The sequence below is a fragment of the Acinetobacter sp. CIP 102637 genome (assembly GCF_000368425.1).
Lineage (GTDB): Bacteria > Pseudomonadota > Gammaproteobacteria > Pseudomonadales > Moraxellaceae > Acinetobacter > Acinetobacter parvus.
Map to the genome: position 1 here is coordinate 1,119,822 of NZ_KB849435.1, position 16,623 is coordinate 1,136,444.

The following is a 16,623-nucleotide window of genomic DNA, read 5'->3' on the forward strand; positions in this document are numbered from 1 at the left end:
TTATTTGAAATAGGCTTTGTTGCACAAAGATTTGAAAGGTAATCCCCCAAAAAAATAATTGAGTTTAAAAGTAGAAAATCGAATAAAGCTGAATAGACTGGATCCGTATGCCTATCTCAGTGATGTGCTGAAAAGGCTGCCGACCCATAAAGTGACCCAAATAGAAGAATTGCTACCACACCGCTAGAAACCTGAACCGAATTAAAAAAATAGGCATGGGGTTCAGCGGGGGCTTACGCCTAAACATACAGCCACTAAAACCTTGTAATTGTTTGTAGAACAATAACCATGTGGTTCTATAAAGATGAGTCAATAAAAAAGCAGACCTAAGTCTGCTTACCCAACGTGAATTTGGTTTAAGCAGATTTTAATTCAATCGGTTTTAAAATCTGCTGAATCCCAGACTTATATCCATTTACAAGCATCAAAGCATATAATGTTAAAGCAGCAAATATGAATCTTAAAACCATAAAACCAATCGACAGAAGTTTTCCCCCGAGTTGCACTATCGGCAAATATATGATTAATCTTGCCACAAGTGAGCATGTATTGCTCAACCCGCTCTGAAATATCAGTGCAGAAATCATCAATTAGGCAGAAAAGTGTTGTAAGCTGTGTATCGATAGGCATTTTGAGATCATTGTTTTTTGTCATGATTAAATTTTGACTTAAATGCCTATCTTTTTACAACGTCCTTATCCCGAATTCACGTTACCCATCTTATAATTTACATTGCAGAATTTGCTCTGAGAACAGACTTTTCCATTGTTCACGCAAAGTCGGCAAATAGAATTTTTCCCCAATCATGACCAATTCAGCATCAATTAAGGCATGAATTTCATGCATGAGTATATAATCCAAAGCAATAATTGAGAGTTCAGGATATTTCTGGGAAATTTGCTTGCGTCTAACTTGAGCTTTTTTTACCAATTCATTGGCAAATTTTTTATCTTTATAGGTGGTAATTGCACTTAAACGAAGCTCAATAATGCCCCAGCACTCTAGTAATTTTTTAAAAACTTCAAAATCTTTGGCCGTTGCTTCCCATGTCACATTTTCCAGATTATTGTCTTCTGGTAAGACAGGTAACAAAAGGTCTGCCGTACTTGGAAAAATTTTCTTTAGATTCAACAAAAACTTGACAGGATTTTCATGAGACAGACCAGAATATTGAATATGAGTTTGAGTATCTGTCAAATAAATATTAAGCATAATAAAAGCAATGGTCTAGTCAATCAAACGGATATTGTACGCACTTGCAGGAGAGAAGTACACTTCGCAAGGGCAACCATCACACGCCTCTCAAAACAATAAGGGCCTATACCATACGCCCCTACCACTCATGATTATTTACTACTCGGTGCAATCATCTGCTCAGGACGAACCACTTCATCAAATTGTTCCGCAGTTACCAAGCCTAGTTCAACCGCAACCTGTTTTAAGGTCTTATTTTCCTTATACGCTGTTTTGGCGACTTTGGCAGCGTTTTCATAACCAATGACGGGATTGAGTGCAGTCACCAACATCAGTGAGTTATGCAGGAAATAATCAATTTTCTCACGGTTTGGTTCAATTCCTACCGCACAGTGGTCATTGAAACTATTACATGCATCACCAAGCAACTGGATTGATTGCAACAAGTTATAAGCAATCACTGGCATAAACACGTTGAGCTCAAAATTACCAGACGCACCAGCAATATTGATAGTCGTATCATTGCCCAAGACTTGAGCCACCACCATGGTCATGGCTTCACTTTGTGTCGGGTTTACTTTCCCAGGCATAATACTTGAGCCTGGTTCATTTTCAGGAATACGGATTTCCCCAAAACCACAACGTGGACCACTTGCCAACCAGCGAATGTCATTGGCAATTTTATTTAAACTAGCAGCCAAAGTTTTTAATGCACCAGAAGCGAATACTGCCGCATCACGCCCTGCCAAGGCTTCAAATTTATTAGGTGCCGTTACAAATGGTAGGCCTGTCAGCCCAGCTAATTGTTCTGCGGCTTTTACGGCATAGTCAGGATGAGCATTGAGTCCTGTTCCCACCGCCGTTCCACCTAAAGGCAATTCATATAAACCCTCAAGCGCCTGATGTAGACGCTTTAAGCCATGGTCCAGTTGCGACACATAACCACTAAATTCTTGTCCTAGCGTTAATGGGGTCGCATCCTGTAAATGGGTACGTCCAATTTTGACAATATCATCAAACTCTTCAGATTTACGTTGTAAAGTTTGTTTGAGTTTCTCAACCGCAGGAATTAGTAATTCATTGATTTGCAGGCTTGCGGCAACATGAATCGCGGTTGGGAAAGAATCATTAGTGGATTGCGCACGGTTGACATGATCGTTTGGATGGACAGGTTTTTGCGCCCCCAAAGCTTGCCCTAATTTCTGGTTAGCAATATTGGCAATCACTTCATTACAGTTCATGTTGCTTTGCGTACCAGAACCTGTCTGCCATACCACCAATGGAAACTGAGCATCCCATTGCCCAGCAATGACTTCTTCAGCAGCACCCACAATATATTGACTTAACTCTTCAGGCAGTTGTTTAAGTTCTGCATTGGTGATGGCAGCAGCTTTTTTTACAAGTCCCATTGCACGAATCATCGCACGGGGTAAACGCTCCTGACCTATTTTAAAGTTTTGTAAACTTCTTTGCGTTTGCGCGCCCCACAAGGCTTCATTTGGAACCTCAATTTCACCCATGGTATCGTGTTCAATTCGTATGTGCATAACAACCTCTGCTCTATCTTGGTAAGAATTTTCACGGGCTGAAGCAAATAGATGCCTTGGCTAGCTCATATTGAATGTTCATCAAGGATATTCAACAAACCGCCGTATTATCCCCAAATGGCTTAAAAATGTAAATAATAATCATTATCTAAAACATATTGCCAGCTTTAATGGACTGTATTCGTAATCATAAAGCGATAGCAGACTTAGTTACCTTTTAACGTATTTAGGTAAAAACGCCATTCATCTCCAATCATTTGTGTTAAGGATCGTTTCGGTGTCCATGCAAGCACCTTTTCTGCCTTATCAATGTTTGCCCCCAGTTGAGCCAATTCCTCATGTTGATAAACTGCGGGCTGAACCCGAATTTCGGATTGGGTTACTTTGGCAACTTCATCTAACAAACCTAGGATAGAGGTGGTTTTTGAGTGGGCGATATTAAATGCCTCCAAACAGCCAACCTGTGTTTCCAGCCACTTTAAGCCTGCCAGTACGGCATCACAAACATCCAGCACATGCAAGAAGCTTCGTTCAACCGTACCATCTTTAGTCTGTGCCTGATTTTGCAACTCAATGCAATCACGTTGCATTGCGGCCACCTGCAAGGCTAGAGGCACAATATTCTTCGGTAATTGAACGACATATTCACCCAATACCCCATGTTCAAAGGCACCGACAATATTGGATAACCGCAGGTTAATGATCTTCCATTCATGGTCAACCCTGTAGGTATCCGCAATAATATCCTCCACCATTTGCTGGGTACGAATATAGGGATTAGCATAGTGATAATTAAATTTAGTCTCCTCGGAAAGTTCCGAATCAGACTTTCCATAGACCGCCACGCTGGATAGGTTGATAAGCTGTCTCACTCCCATGCGTTGCATGGCACGTAATAAGCTCATGATACAACTGACATTATCATTATAATATTCAAGAGGTTTTAAAACCGATTCCTCCAGCGATTTAAAGCTTGCAGTATGAATCACCGCATCTATGGAATATTGTTCAAACACCTTATTTAAGGCAGGCGTGTTGCGTACATCAAGCTTTGCAAAAGGAATATACATGCCTGAAATATATTCCAGACGTTCCAGAGTCTGTAATGTGGAATTGGCCAGATTATCAACAATGACGATTTCGTGCCCACGAGCCAGCAAACTCAAAGCAATATGTGAACCGATAAAGCCTAAACCACCTGTCACCAAAATCATTGTATAATTACCTTCTTTTTAATATGTCCATCTTTATTTTTGCCTATGACCATAGTGAATGTTCCATGAGTACACTACTGTTAATTACCTCATCACCTACTTCAATGATGGCCTGGCATGCATTTGGTTTAGCACAGGCATTACAAAATAAGCATGAGGAATTTCGTGTCTTCTTTTACCAGGACGGTGTTCAGGTTGCCAACGATTTACAGTGGTTTCCTGATGATCAGCGCAACCTGAAACTGGAATGGCAAAAGCTTGGCGTTCGACTCCCTGTCTGTGTCAGTGCCGCGCTTGCTCGGGGAATCACGGATGCCAGCAATGCACAACGTCATTCACTTCAGCAGCACAACCTGGCCCAGGGTTTTGAGCTGGTTGGGCTTGGAGAACTTGCTGATGCCGTACAAAGCTGTTCTCGTCTAATTCAATTCTAGATCAAGTTCTTTATATAGCGTGTTGCTTTTAAAAGGTAAATTGTGTGAAAACTGTACTCGTCATCCTAACGCAGCCTAATTTAACCAGTTTGCAGGTCAATGAAAGCTTGTCTGCAACTATGGTTTTAGCAACCTTTGGTATTTCTGTCAAAGTATTATTAAAAGATGCCGCACTGAGTTTATTGAACAATCAACTAGCGTTCGATCAGTTCACGCATGCCTTTAAAATTGCCGCCAATATGGTGGAAAGTTTTGAGTTTTACGATTTAACCCCAATTTTGGTTGAAAGCAAAAATCAACAATTAGCTATCGTCAAAAATACAGATCAGGATATTGAATTTATTGATATTCATCCTGAATTTATTCAGTCATTTGATCATGTACTGTATTGGTAAGGGATTCGCTCATGAAAAATTCAACCTTGTTTCTCGTCCAATCTCCTTATAACAATGTCAATAAAATTTTAGATGAGTTAGCACACATGGCAAAAGCGGATGACCATATTGTGATGATGGGTGATTCAGTCTTACAAGTCACAGATGCCGTTGTGGATACTTACCCGAATATCTATTGTCTAAGCAATGAACAAAGCCTATTGCAGTATGGTCTTAAAAAACGTGTAAACATTCTGGAATATGCTCAATTTGCAAATTTAGTATTAAAGTTTCAACGTTGTATTACGTTGAAATGAATATATCGTTAATTGAGTGATACCCATAAATTATTGGGCGTATACAATACGCCCCTACTTAGGCTATTTTATGCGGTTAGAGTTAGACCAAGACGGTCATTTAGTTGATTACACCATTTGGAATCCAGAAGTTGCACAGGAACTTGCTAAATCACTCGATTTAGAGCTGACAGATTGGCACTTTGATATTCTCAATGCTGTACGGCAGTTTTATCAGCAGTTTGGACATTCACCTGCAACACGTCCGTTGATCAAATTTCTCATGAAAACAGTAAGCCCTGAAATCAGTAATGCTGAGCTACAGCAAAAGTTTAATACAGGTCTAGTGGCTCGACATTTAAGTCGCTTGGCTGGCGTTCCCAAACCTGCCAATTGTTTATAGATCATTGAAAATGATCTATGAGGCACTATTTTGCTTTTGTTGCATAAACGCAAAATAACCTGGGCCAGCAGCGACCTTTACCTCTTTTACATCAATGGGTTCATTACATTCTGAACAAACAACCTTAGAACTAAATTTGTGTCCACAGGTTTTATGAGTAAATTCAATCGGTTTGCCCAAACCCATGTCCATCCATTTATCGGCCCATTGCACCATTGTCAGAATAATCGGGTACAAGTCCAACCCTTTATCGGTAAGTTGATATTCAAAACGTTCCTGACGCTCCACATAGGGAACTTTGGTTAAAATTCCATATTCAACCAGACGTTTTAACCGTTCTGAAAGGACATGACGCGTAACTCCCAAACTACGCTGGAACTCATCAAAACGGCGTATACCCATAAATGCGTTGCGCAAAATCAGCATGGTCCAACGGTCACCCAATACTGAAAGCGTCCGCGCCACTGAACATGGCTGATCGCCAATCTCATCCCATTTCATTATTATCACCCATCATTTTTCAAACTTATAAGGTATATAATCCACACCTTGAACCCTAACACTAAAAAGTGAATCAATATAAAATATACACTAATGTATCTTGGTCACCAGATACAAATTACCCTACTTTAATACAAAGGCGTCCAAAATTAGATGGATGTTCCAAATCACCAGCAACCTGAACCGTTGTTCCTTGTGCTTTATGATTTACCGTGACATCAACACCACATCCAACCCCACAATAGGGACATGTTGTTTTTGTAATGATTGTTTCTGCTTGATCGGAGCGACTGTGTTCTAAATTTTGAATATTGTTTATGACTGCCCCTTCACCTATTTCATCTATGCCTGAATTTCACGTTCTGTTTGGGTTTAGGCACCGAGGAACCTAAACCCCAAAGATGATTAACCTGCTTTCTTCATTGCAAAATCCTTACCAAATAACAATTTATTTCTAAATGTTGAAATTGGTGTTTGATCTGCAATCAATTCCGCATACCACATGCCATCTTCAGTATCACCGAACAGTACCGCACCGATGACTTTATCTTTCTGAATAATGATACGCTTGTATATTTGTCGTTTTTCATCATTCAGGATAATGTCTTCGTAATCTTCTTTCGGTTCAAAATTTCCAGCCGAGAATACATCAACACCACTCACTTTAAGCTGAGTCGGAACGGTTGGTGATTTGAAAGTTAAACTACCGTGTTCTGCCAAGTGTGTTGCACAGATAAATGCTTGTCCCCACAATGGTTCGACGAGACCAAAAGTCTGATTACGATGCTCAATACATTCACCTACTGCATAAATACTTGGGTCAAATGTTTGCATCGTATCATTGACCAAAATACCACGATTACAACGTAAACCAGCACTTTGAGCCAAAGCAATATTTGGACGAATACCTACAGCAAATACGACAAGGTCGGCATCCAACACTGTGCCATCTTTCAGACGTACTTGGTTAACATGGCCATCTTTACCAATCAATGCTTCAGTATTTGCCTCAGTGATAATATTAATCCCTTTTTCTTCAATACTTTGACGCAACATACGACTCGCACGACCATCAAGCTGACGCTCCATAATGCGATCCATCAAATGAAGAACAGTGACATTCATGCCACGTTGCTTGAGACCGTAAGCTGCTTCTAAGCCAAGCAGACCACCACCAATCACCACAGCATTTTTCTTCGTTTCGCAATATTTAATCATGGTATTCACATCATAAATATCACGGAAACTGATTACACCTTTCAAATCCACGCCTTGTACAGGTGGGATAAATGGAGATGAACCTGTTGCAATAATCAAACGATCGTAATCGACACTTTCGCCTTTTTGTGTATGCACTACTTTACGAGTACGATCGATTTTTATAGCAGGATCGTCAGCAATAAATTTGATGCCCTTATCGCTGTACCATGCATGTGGATGCAACATAATGTCATCAATGGTTTTCTCACCAGAAAGCACGGGTGAAAGCATGATACGGTTATAGTTACCCCAAGGCTCTTCACCAATCACCGTCACATCATAACGATCAGGTGCCATGTCGAGTAAATCCTCTAGACAGCGCATTCCAGCCAAACCATTACCAATCAAAACGAGCTTCAGTTTTTCTTGAGAAACACCATTATTGGTAATATAAGTTTTTTGCGGAACAGTACCTACCCAAACTCGACCATTTTCGATTTTGGTTGGAAAAACAGAAAGCTTTTGATCTTTATCTTCTAGGCATCGACCTGTTGCTAAACTGAAGTGTTGTTTGTAAATCGGTGAGGCAATAACACGCTCACCTTGCAAATCACCAATAATACCGCGCGCCATTACATTTGCTTGGCTAAACGGATCTTTATTACTTAATGCATAAATACGTTTTTCGTTCCCTACGCGGAATAAAGCAACGGATTGACCCGCAATAAGTGCACCTACACCTGTATTTGGCGTGATGTCATCAAGATGACACACATCAATCCATTGATTTTCTGGAAGCATATTCATGTCTTTTAGATTTGTCATTTTGATTCTCCTTATGCTTCTACCATCGGGATACGATCAACTGAACGTTCAGCTTCATTTAATGGACGGATCTGATCACGCACTTCAGTAAATTGAATATATGGATCAGCTTGCTCTTCAGCGCTTGCATTAATGTAAGTTTGGAAGCGTTTACGAATCTCAGGATTCTCTACCGCAGTACGCCATTCGTCTTGATAAGTTCCAATTACATGTGCCATGCGATTTTCAAGTTCTTCTGCAAGACCAAGCGAATCATCGACAATCACAGCTTTGAGATAATCTAAACCACCTTCCATGTTGTCACGCCATACACTCGTACGTTGTAAACGATCAGCTGTTTGGATATAGAACATAAAGAAGCGGTCGATATAACGAATCAAAGTTTCAGTATCTAGATCAGAAGCTAAAAGCTCTGCATGGCGTGGTTTCATTCCACCATTACCACACACATATAGGTTCCAACCTTTTTCTGTCGCAATGACACCAACATCTTTACCTTGTGCTTCAGCACACTCACGCGTACAACCCGACACAGCCATTTTTAGTTTGTGCGGTGAGCGTAAGCCTTTGTAGCGGTTTTCTAATTCAATCGCTAAACCAACAGAATCATCTACGCCATAACGGCACCAAGTGCTACCTACACATGATTTCACTGTACGCAATGATTTACCATAAGCATGACCTGACTCGAAGCCTGCTGCATTCAACTCTTCCCAAATAAATGGTAGCTCGTGCAGTTGCGCACCAAATAAGTCAACACGTTGACCACCTGTAATTTTGGTATACAGGTTATATTTTTTAGCAATTTGACCTACCGCAATCAAACCATCTGGCGTGACTTCACCACCTGCCATACGCGGTACAACTGAGTATGAACCATCCTTTTGGATATTTCCTAAGTAATAGTCATTACTGTCTTGTAAACCTGCGTGCGTTGGTTCCAATACAAAGTCATTCCAGCACGATGCCAAAATGTTTGCTGTCATTGGTTTACAGATATCACAACCTAAACCATGACCATGTTGTTGAATCAAATCATCAAATGTTTTGATTTTATTGACACGCACCAAGTGATAGATCTCTTGACGTGAGTACGGGAAGTGTTCGCATACATGGTTATTAACCGTTACACCTTGACGTTGTAACTCAGACTTTAAAACTTGAGTAACTAATGGCGCACAACCACCACATGCTGTTGCTGCTTTAGTACATTTCTTTAAAGCACCTAAAGAGGTGGAACCATCACAAATAGCTTGGCAAATATCTGCTTTCGATACATTGTTACATGAACAAATCGTTGCACTGTCTGGAAGTAAATCAACACCGCTACCGCCCGCCTTCGCACCAGAATCAGCAAATCCTGGCATGATTAAGCTTTCAGGTGTTTCTGGCAATGCGATACCATTCAGCATCATTTGCAGAAGATCGTTATATTCTTTTGCATCACCAATGAGTACAGCACCCAGTAATTTGGTTTTATCTGCATCTACAACGATTTTCTTATAAACCAATGCATCTTCATCAGCATAGAAATAGCTAAGCGAATTTGGTGTCATGCCATGTGCATCACCAACCGATGCCACATCTACACCCATCAATTTCAACTTAGTGCTCATATCAGCACCAGCGAAACAATGTGTTTCTTCAGCTAAGATATGCTTGGCTGCAATACGCGCCATGTCATAGCCCGGCGCAACGAGACCATAGATTTTATTGTCCCAAAGCGCACATTCACCAATCGCATATATGTGCTCATCGGATGTTTGACAATAATCATTGATCTTGATACCACCACGCTCCCCAAGTGCTAAACCGCTTGAACGTGCTAATTCATCACGTGGGCGAATCCCCGCAGAGAATAAAATCACATCCGTTTCAAGCTCACTACCATCAGCAAATTTCATTACATGCTTAGCATTATTGCCAGCTTCGATACATTGCGTTGCTTTTTGTGTGTGAACTTTTACACCTAAGTTTTCGATTTTACGGCGTAATACTTTACCACCCAAATCATCGATTTGAACCGCCATCAAACGTGGAGCAAATTCAACGACATGTGTTTCAAGATTTAAATCACGTAAAGCTTTAGCCGCTTCCAAACCGAGTAAACCACCACCGATCACCACACCTGATGTCGCGTTTAGGCTTGCAGCACGGATCGCATCTAAATCTTCGATGGTACGATATACAAAGCAATTTTCACGATCATTACCTGCAATTGGCGGAACGAAAGCATATGAACCAGTTGCCAGTACAAGTTTGTCGTAGTGAAGCACATCGCCCAAACTCGTAGTGACCGTTTGCGCAGCGGTATCAATGGCGATGGCTTTGGTGTTTAGTCTTAAATCGATACCATGAGCATCGGCAAAATCGAAACGAGCAAGTGATAAATCTTTCGCTGATTTACCTGAAAAATATTCAGTCAAATGTACACGGTCGTATGCAATACGTGGCTCTTCGGCAAGAATCGTAATTTCCAGTTTATCATCAGCTTTCTCCAGAATGGCTTCGATGAATTTGTGCCCCACCATACCGTGACCAATCATCACTAATTTCATTGTGTCTCTCCTCAATTCTTCTCTATTTATTCAGCTAGCGGTTGCTTGCGTTCCTGTTGTTGCTGATATATCTGGTATAAGGATTTGCAAAACCAAGGCAGAATTTATCCACACGCCATTGCTTGCATTTGCATGGCATGTAATTCGGATAAAGAACTGGAAATGTTTTGCGAAATTGAATAATGTGCAGCTGGCACCAGAACAGATAAAAAAGCGAGCCGCCCTGTTGAGCGAGCTCGCGACGCTGGAACTAAAATTTTAAGTAGGCTTACGATTACTTTATTTGTAGATAAAAAAGACATTGCCATCTCCCATACTGAACGTATACTGCTTTGCTGACACAATTCACTTGTGTAAACAAACCGATCAGATCGGACATCGTTGGCCGTCTTACAATTTTAAAAAGTCATCTTCGACTTACAGAATAATTAGCAAATGCTGTGCCAACTTACACAACACATTTACATAATTACTATTAACCTTTGTTTTTTATAAACTTTATAGATATAAAATAAATATCGGTAGATAAACCAATGGATTCTCATACCGTCTTAGCAGGCACTGACCTGTTTTAAAGCACAATTCACCCTGCTTTAAAATAACTCTTTTTATGCACTAAAAACGAACACAAACTTATTTTCCATAGCTAAATGCAGATTTTCATTTCTTGAATAGAGAGGTAACGATACAATAAAGCGCATAAACCATATAAGTTAGAGAGCAATTGCACCGAATAAGACAATTAAAAACATACTTTATGGCATTAATTTTGCTTAAAAAATTATAGGATCTTTCATATTTCGCAGTTGAAATGCCCATAAGATCTACTCCTAGCACGACCTAAAATGTGCAACTATCTACTGTTGACCCTGTACACTTATGCCGAAACTTAAAATTGCACTCATTGACGATGATCAGGCTCGGGCTGAGTACATCAAAAAGTGTTTGATTGAACACGACTTCGATGTGATTGCCTGTTTTACACTTGATCACCTGAATATTTTTAAACTCGAACATCTACAGGCAGATGTGATTCTGCTGGATATGGACCATCCCCACCGTGATGTGATTGAGAGTTGTGTCAGTAATTTTGACCTGCCCACTGTCCTGTTTACCAAAAATACTGATAAAGACACTATTAAACAGGCCATTGATGCAGGCATTACCGCCTATATTGTAGATGGTATTGATCCTAGCCGCCTGCATACCATTCTGGATATTTCAATTGAACAATATAAAAAGCACAAAAAACTGGAATGTGACCTTAAGGATGCCAAAACCAAACTTGCTGACCGCAAGGATATCGAAAAGGCCAAAGTATTGCTGATGCAGTTGCATGGCTTAACGGAAGATACCGCCTTTCAATTACTGCGCAAAAACGCCATGAGCCATCGCATGACTATTGGAGAAATGGCACGCCGTTTACTCGATGCACAACAACTTTTAAGTAATCAATTAAATAGCCAGCTAAAGGATGAATAGATGAGTCATTTAGTCGAATTAAAGAAAGTGGAAAAAACTAAACTGCAACTTGGCTATATTCCTTTGCTGGATTGTATTGCACTGCTTTGGGCAAAACATCGTGGTTTTTTTGATGATGCTGGACTGGATGTCACACTAGTGAAAGAAGCATCCTGGGCAAGTTTACGTGACCGTCTTGCCTTTGGACTTTTGGATGCAGCGCATTGTTTATCAGCCATGCTACCAGCCGCAGCCGCAGGTGCTGATCAAACTGGTATCGCCTTACAAACCCCTTTAGTACTGAGCGAAAACCGTGCATTTATTAGTTTAAGCCAAAAACTCTGTTATGAGCTTGATATTCAACAACATAATTCCGCAGAGACATCTGCAAAAAAACTGCTCAGTTATATCAAACAGAATCATACGGTTGCCTTAGCCCATGTGTTTAAATATTCCATTCATCATTATTGTTTAAGGGAATGGCTGGCACTGGCCGATCCAGAACTGGCCCAGTCAATTTCAATGAAAACACTCCCCCCACCGTATATGGTTGAAGCCTTGAGCAATCATCTGATTGATGGTTTCTGCGTGGGAGAACCGTGGAATACACAAGCTGAGCTGCAAGGACTAAGCCATATTGTCTGTTCAAGCCAGAATATTATTCCAAATGTGGCAGATAAGGTTTTAGCTGTGACTCAGGAATGGGCACAACAACATCCAAATACTTTAGTTGTATTAACAGCTACCATTCTAAAAGCACAGCAGGAACTTCGGGAACTAGATGATTTTGCACCTATATGGCAATTACTGATTGAGTTTGATGTGATTCAGTTCAACTGCTCTACAGAAGTGCATGTCGAAAAATACTACACCATTCAAAATATTGTTCGGAATTTTGTCCAAGAGAATGCTGAACCCAAGCTCAGTGACTTTGAATGGCTGTTTCAACAAATGCAGAAATGGAATGGTTCTGATCAGGACGTGATGTTTGTTAATCATCAGGCTCAAAACTGTTTGTTGCTTGATATACATCACATCGCATTACAGACCATCAAACAATAGGCAAAAAAAGCTGTCTTTAAAATTAAAGACAGCATTGAAAGACCCATAAGAGATTACGCCAATCAAAAGTAATCTCTTAAGTACTCACCATCTTAATTAACAAAGGTTATCTTTTTCGGACATTTTTATGTCATTAGCAGCCATCCCGAAATGAAAAAATCATCATTTTTGCCAACTCTAAATTTTTTAAAGCTATACAACGAACAATCACTTTTTTTAAAACCTTTTGTGCCTGTTCCAAACCTAATACAGATGCTATCCATATAAATTAATCCAAAACAATATATTTCAACTAAAATAAATAAAAACAATAAATTAAGATAAAAATTAATCCTTATTGAATCAAAATCGTACATGCTGGTTGAAATTTATGATGAGTTTGCATGTAGTTTAAAAATCATCATTTGGCGATTTTGACCATTGAGTTACACAAATCCCATGAACGAAAAGTGGCAATTCAGTTTAAAATAATGAAAAAGCACAACACCCTAAAATTTGTCATATTTTAACATTGCCAATTCCTTGCAAAGTTTTCATTATATGCAGCATGCTTGGTATGCAACTTTCTTCATAGATTAAAATAAATTATAAAAAAATTGCAGAATTTTGTGCCATAATAAGCAAACTTTGCAGACATCTTGCAAAACATATTTGCAGTTTTAGAATTGGAGCAGGCTGAATGAGCTCAACCATTTTGGTGATTCATGGACCGAATTTAAACTTGCTAGGAAAGCGCGAACCAGAAGTCTATGGTTATCTCACCCTAGAGGATATTAACCAGCAACTCACTGCTCAGGCTAAAAATTCGTCATTGACACTGGATACCTTTCAAAGTAACTGGGAAGGCGCAATTGTGGATCGCATCCATCAGGCACAAAATGAAAATATAAAATTTATCATTATCAACCCTGCCGCCCTTACCCACACTTCTGTGGCCTTACGTGATGCCCTACTTGGTGTTGCCATCCCATTTATTGAGGTGCATTTGTCAAATGTTCACGCCCGTGAAGCATTTCGTCATCACTCATACCTGTCAGATAAAGCTATTGGCGTGATCTGTGGATTAGGTGCCAGGGGTTATTCCTTTGCACTCGATTATGCCATCGAAAAAATTCAATCTTCTAACTAATTTACACATTTAGGAATGCTCAGTCATGGATATCCGTAAAATCAAGAAACTCATCGACCTGATGATTGAATCTGACTTACAAGCGATAGAAGTTAAGGAAGGCGACCAATCCATTTCACTGACTCGTCCAACGCCTGTATACACAGCGGCTCCTGTTGCAGCACCAATCACTTCAGCGCCAGCAGCGCCAGCTGCAAAAACACCACGTGGTGCGGTTGAGACCTCTCCGATGGTTGGCGTTTTCTATTCAGCACCAAGTCCAGGTGAACCCCCATTTGTCAATGTAGGCCAAACAGTTTCTGCGGGTGAAACTCTGGGTATTATTGAAGCCATGAAAATCATGAATCCAATTGAGGCAACTCAAAGTGGTGTAATTGAAGAGATTTTGGTTAAGAATGGTGAAGTGATTCAATTCGGTCAAGCGCTTTTCCGCTACCGTGCCTAATGAGTCTGGGGATTCCTATGTTGCAAAAAGTACTCATTGCAAACCGTGGTGAAATTGCTTTACGAATTACGCGGGCTTGTAAAACTCTTGGCATTAAAACCGTTGGAATTTATTCCGATGCCGACAAGGATTTAATGCATCTACGCTTTGTTGATGAAGCGGTCTGCATTGGCCCAGGTGCAAGCAGTGAAAGCTACTTGAATATTCCTGCCATTATTACCGCCGCAGAGATTACAGGCGCGGATGCCATTCATCCTGGTTATGGCTTCCTGTCGGAAAATGCCGAGTTTGCTGAAATTGTTGAAAACTCTGGCTTCATTTTCATTGGCCCACGTCCTGAACATATCCGCCTGATGGGTAACAAGGTTTCAGCAATCATGGCAATGAAGAAATCTGGGGTGCCAACTGTGCCAGGTTCTGCCCATGCGGTAACACCCAACAACGCACTTGCAGAAGCCAAACAAATTGGCTTTCCATTGATTGTCAAGGCTGCGGCTGGCGGTGGTGGTCGTGGTATGCGTATTGTCGAGCGTGTCGATACCTTGCTTGAATCTGTGCAGGCTGCCCAGCGTGATGCAGAAATGTGGTTCGGCGATGATACCGTCTACATGGAACGTTTCCTGCAAAAACCCCGTCATGTTGAGGTTCAGATCCTTGGCGATGGCAATGGCCATGCAATCCATTTGTATGACCGTGATTGTTCGCTACAGCGCCGTCATCAAAAGGTTCTGGAAGAGGCACCTGCGCCAAATCTGCCAGAACAGGCACGTGCAGATATTCTGGAAGCCTGTGTCAATGCCTGTAAATTGATGCAGTATCGCGGTGCTGGTACTTTCGAGTTTTTATTTGAAGAAGGCGAATTTTTCTTCATTGAAATGAATACACGGGTACAGGTTGAACATCCTGTCACTGAAATGGTCACAGGTGTGGACATTATTGAACAGCAGCTTCGTATTGCTGCGGGTTTAGGTCTAAACCTTGAACAGGATGAAATTGAGGTTAAAGGTCATGCCATTGAATGTCGTATCAATGCAGAAGACCCAACCACGTTCTTGCCATCCCCTGGAAAAATTGAAACTTTCTATGCACCAGGTGGCGCAGGTATCCGTCTAGACTCTCATATTTATCAAGGTTATAGCATTCCGCCTTACTATGATTCCATGATTGCCAAACTGATTGCACATGGCAAAGATCGCGAAACATCGTTGGCCCGTATGCGTCAGGCGCTGGATGAAATGATTTTGACAGGAATCAAAACCAATATTCCACTGCATAAAGACCTGATTTTGCAGGATGCCAATTTCTGTGAACAGGCAATGGATATCCATTATCTTGAGAAGCATTTATTAAAACAGTTGGCACAACAGGCCGAAACTGCTTAAATAAAAAACCTCTTATAAAATTATAAGAGGTTTTTTATTGATCTTGATTCTTTATGGTAAAACACGGCGTAAGGTTGCAAAGCACTTTTCGCCTTTTTCATTGGCACAAAAATCAATGGTATTGTCATTCGTCCATTTCACAAAATATTGTGAAACCTCACCTGTTTGATCCTGTTGCTGACCAGAACAGTCCATCTGATTATTGTCATACTTAATCTGTAAGATCAGTGCAGGCAAACGTTCCTTGTGATCTTCAGAGGGCTGGTAATCATACAGGCCATAAGACCATTCCTGACCACTTTTTATCACCACATCACTCATGCCACGGAAGTTATAATATTCGATACATTTCTTGTTATTGGTAATTTCCATTCCCCATAAACCCATAATTTCTGGGCGGCTGGTGACACGAATTGCATTTGCTTTTGCAATTTGCTGGGGTGTCACTGTTTTCGCATTCACAACCGTATCTGCCATAGTCCATGTTGAGCAAGCCCATAACAATCCAATAATATAAATATTTTTCATAGATTTAATTAAGTCGTAATCTAAACGTTGCAGTGGCTTAACTTAGCATATTTTTAAAGAAAATCCCGCA

The 16,623-nt window shown here is 40.6% G+C and carries 17 protein-coding genes and 3 pseudogenes; 10 read left to right on the forward strand and 10 right to left on the reverse strand.

Annotated elements, in window-relative coordinates:
• Nucleotides 1–85: 85 nt before the first annotated feature.
• Nucleotides 86–187: pseudogene (locus tag F967_RS13840) on the forward strand (transposase domain-containing protein); the annotation flags it as partial.
• 248 nt (nt 188–435) lie between these two features.
• Here F967_RS13840 and F967_RS13845 read toward each other — a convergent pair.
• The 4 genes and pseudogenes from F967_RS13845 to galE all read right to left on the reverse strand — a co-directional run.
• A pseudogene (locus tag F967_RS13845) lies at nt 436–630 on the reverse strand (transposase); the annotation flags it as partial.
• Between the two features lie 90 nt (nt 631–720).
• Nucleotides 721–1,212 carry a hypothetical protein gene (locus tag F967_RS08380; protein ID WP_004799308.1) on the reverse strand — a complete coding sequence of 164 codons (492 nt, stop codon included), beginning with the start codon at nt 1,210–1,212 and terminating at the stop codon, nt 721–723.
• A 134-nt stretch (nt 1,213–1,346) separates the two neighbouring features.
• Nucleotides 1,347–2,741, reverse strand: a complete 1,395-nt coding sequence (fumC, locus tag F967_RS08385; RefSeq protein ID WP_004799310.1) for a class II fumarate hydratase — start codon at nt 2,739–2,741, stop codon at nt 1,347–1,349.
• Between the two features lie 206 nt (nt 2,742–2,947).
• Nucleotides 2,948–3,955, reverse strand: coding sequence for a UDP-glucose 4-epimerase GalE (galE, locus tag F967_RS08390; RefSeq protein WP_004761318.1), 1,008 nt, complete (start codon nt 3,953–3,955; stop codon nt 2,948–2,950).
• A gap of 65 nt (nt 3,956–4,020) precedes the next feature.
• On the opposite strand from galE, the gene tusD reads away from it, so the two are divergent.
• The 4 genes from tusD (at nt 4,021) to F967_RS08410 (ending at nt 5,462) form a co-directional block, all read left to right on the forward strand.
• A complete protein-coding gene (gene tusD / locus F967_RS08395) occupies nt 4,021–4,389 on the forward strand; it encodes a sulfurtransferase complex subunit TusD (protein WP_034431242.1) in 369 nt (122 codons plus the stop codon).
• Between the two features lie 44 nt (nt 4,390–4,433).
• The gene (locus F967_RS08400) at nt 4,434–4,784 is read left to right on the forward strand and encodes a hypothetical protein (protein ID WP_004682370.1); all 351 of its coding nucleotides are present in this window, start codon (nt 4,434–4,436) and stop codon (nt 4,782–4,784) included.
• 11 nt (nt 4,785–4,795) lie between these two features.
• Nucleotides 4,796–5,080: a hypothetical protein gene (locus F967_RS08405; protein WP_004682371.1), complete on the forward strand. Its 285-nt coding sequence runs from the start codon at nt 4,796–4,798 to the stop codon at nt 5,078–5,080.
• 70 nt (nt 5,081–5,150) lie between these two features.
• Nucleotides 5,151–5,462, forward strand: a complete 312-nt coding sequence (locus F967_RS08410) for a TusE/DsrC/DsvC family sulfur relay protein (RefSeq protein WP_004799312.1) — start codon at nt 5,151–5,153, stop codon at nt 5,460–5,462.
• A 15-nt stretch (nt 5,463–5,477) separates the two neighbouring features.
• Here F967_RS08410 and F967_RS08415 read toward each other — a convergent pair whose 3' ends face one another.
• The 5 genes and pseudogenes from F967_RS08415 to F967_RS13855 form a co-directional block, all read right to left on the reverse strand.
• A complete protein-coding gene (locus F967_RS08415) occupies nt 5,478–5,963 on the reverse strand; it encodes a winged helix-turn-helix transcriptional regulator (protein ID WP_004682373.1) in 486 nt (161 codons plus the stop codon).
• Nucleotides 5,964–6,090: 127 nt separating this feature from the next.
• Nucleotides 6,091–6,282 (reverse strand): annotated as a pseudogene (locus tag F967_RS13850) (hypothetical protein); the annotation flags it as partial.
• A gap of 86 nt (nt 6,283–6,368) precedes the next feature.
• Complete coding sequence (nirD, locus tag F967_RS08420; protein ID WP_004761324.1) at nt 6,369–7,988, reverse strand: nitrite reductase small subunit NirD; 1,620 nt, start codon at nt 7,986–7,988, stop codon at nt 6,369–6,371.
• A gap of 11 nt (nt 7,989–7,999) precedes the next feature.
• Entirely contained in the window at nt 8,000–10,546 is a 2,547-nt protein-coding gene (gene nirB / locus F967_RS08425) for a nitrite reductase large subunit NirB (RefSeq protein WP_004799315.1), read from the reverse strand.
• Between the two features lie 104 nt (nt 10,547–10,650).
• The gene (locus tag F967_RS13855; RefSeq protein ID WP_004679734.1) at nt 10,651–10,848 is read right to left on the reverse strand and encodes a hypothetical protein; all 198 of its coding nucleotides are present in this window, start codon (nt 10,846–10,848) and stop codon (nt 10,651–10,653) included.
• Between the two features lie 577 nt (nt 10,849–11,425).
• Here F967_RS13855 and F967_RS08435 point away from each other — a divergent pair.
• The 5 genes from F967_RS08435 to accC all read left to right on the forward strand — a co-directional run bounded on the left by F967_RS08435 (nt 11,426) and on the right by accC (nt 16,025).
• The gene (locus tag F967_RS08435; protein WP_004761327.1) at nt 11,426–12,028 is read left to right on the forward strand and encodes an ANTAR domain-containing response regulator; all 603 of its coding nucleotides are present in this window, start codon (nt 11,426–11,428) and stop codon (nt 12,026–12,028) included.
• Complete coding sequence (locus F967_RS08440) at nt 12,029–13,069, forward strand: ABC transporter substrate-binding protein (protein ID WP_004761328.1); 1,041 nt, start codon at nt 12,029–12,031, stop codon at nt 13,067–13,069.
• 679 nt (nt 13,070–13,748) lie between these two features.
• Nucleotides 13,749–14,198, forward strand: coding sequence for a type II 3-dehydroquinate dehydratase (gene aroQ / locus F967_RS08445; RefSeq protein WP_004682383.1), 450 nt, complete (start codon nt 13,749–13,751; stop codon nt 14,196–14,198).
• Between the two features lie 25 nt (nt 14,199–14,223).
• Nucleotides 14,224–14,643, forward strand: coding sequence for an acetyl-CoA carboxylase biotin carboxyl carrier protein (accB, locus tag F967_RS08450; protein WP_004679741.1), 420 nt, complete (start codon nt 14,224–14,226; stop codon nt 14,641–14,643).
• A 17-nt stretch (nt 14,644–14,660) separates the two neighbouring features.
• Nucleotides 14,661–16,025, forward strand: coding sequence for an acetyl-CoA carboxylase biotin carboxylase subunit (gene accC / locus F967_RS08455; RefSeq protein WP_010589275.1), 1,365 nt, complete (start codon nt 14,661–14,663; stop codon nt 16,023–16,025).
• A gap of 51 nt (nt 16,026–16,076) precedes the next feature.
• On the opposite strand, the gene F967_RS08460 is transcribed toward accC, so the two are convergent.
• Entirely contained in the window at nt 16,077–16,553 is a 477-nt protein-coding gene (locus tag F967_RS08460; RefSeq protein ID WP_004682385.1) for a hypothetical protein, read from the reverse strand.
• Nucleotides 16,554–16,623 lie beyond the last annotated feature (70 nt).

Coding starts and splice junctions, on each gene's coding strand:
- F967_RS08410 (WP_004799312.1), top strand. CDS start 5,151: ATGCGGTTAGAGTTAGACCAAGACGGTCATTTAGTTGATTACACCATT.
- accC (WP_010589275.1), top strand. CDS start 14,661: ATGTTGCAAAAAGTACTCATTGCAAACCGTGGTGAAATTGCTTTACGA.
- F967_RS08460 (WP_004682385.1), bottom strand. CDS start 16,553: ATGAAAAATATTTATATTATTGGATTGTTATGGGCTTGCTCAACATGG.
- F967_RS08380 (WP_004799308.1), bottom strand. CDS start 1,212: ATGCTTAATATTTATTTGACAGATACTCAAACTCATATTCAATATTCT.
- tusD (WP_034431242.1), top strand. CDS start 4,021: ATGAGTACACTACTGTTAATTACCTCATCACCTACTTCAATGATGGCC.
- aroQ (WP_004682383.1), top strand. CDS start 13,749: ATGAGCTCAACCATTTTGGTGATTCATGGACCGAATTTAAACTTGCTA.
- F967_RS13855 (WP_004679734.1), bottom strand. CDS start 10,848: ATGTCTTTTTTATCTACAAATAAAGTAATCGTAAGCCTACTTAAAATT.
- accB (WP_004679741.1), top strand. CDS start 14,224: ATGGATATCCGTAAAATCAAGAAACTCATCGACCTGATGATTGAATCT.
- F967_RS08440 (WP_004761328.1), top strand. CDS start 12,029: ATGAGTCATTTAGTCGAATTAAAGAAAGTGGAAAAAACTAAACTGCAA.
- F967_RS08405 (WP_004682371.1), top strand. CDS start 4,796: ATGAAAAATTCAACCTTGTTTCTCGTCCAATCTCCTTATAACAATGTC.
- F967_RS08415 (WP_004682373.1), bottom strand. CDS start 5,963: ATGAAATGGGATGAGATTGGCGATCAGCCATGTTCAGTGGCGCGGACG.
- galE (WP_004761318.1), bottom strand. CDS start 3,955: ATGATTTTGGTGACAGGTGGTTTAGGCTTTATCGGTTCACATATTGCT.
- F967_RS08435 (WP_004761327.1), top strand. CDS start 11,426: ATGCCGAAACTTAAAATTGCACTCATTGACGATGATCAGGCTCGGGCT.
- nirB (WP_004799315.1), bottom strand. CDS start 10,546: ATGAAATTAGTGATGATTGGTCACGGTATGGTGGGGCACAAATTCATC.
- nirD (WP_004761324.1), bottom strand. CDS start 7,988: ATGACAAATCTAAAAGACATGAATATGCTTCCAGAAAATCAATGGATT.
- fumC (WP_004799310.1), bottom strand. CDS start 2,741: ATGCACATACGAATTGAACACGATACCATGGGTGAAATTGAGGTTCCA.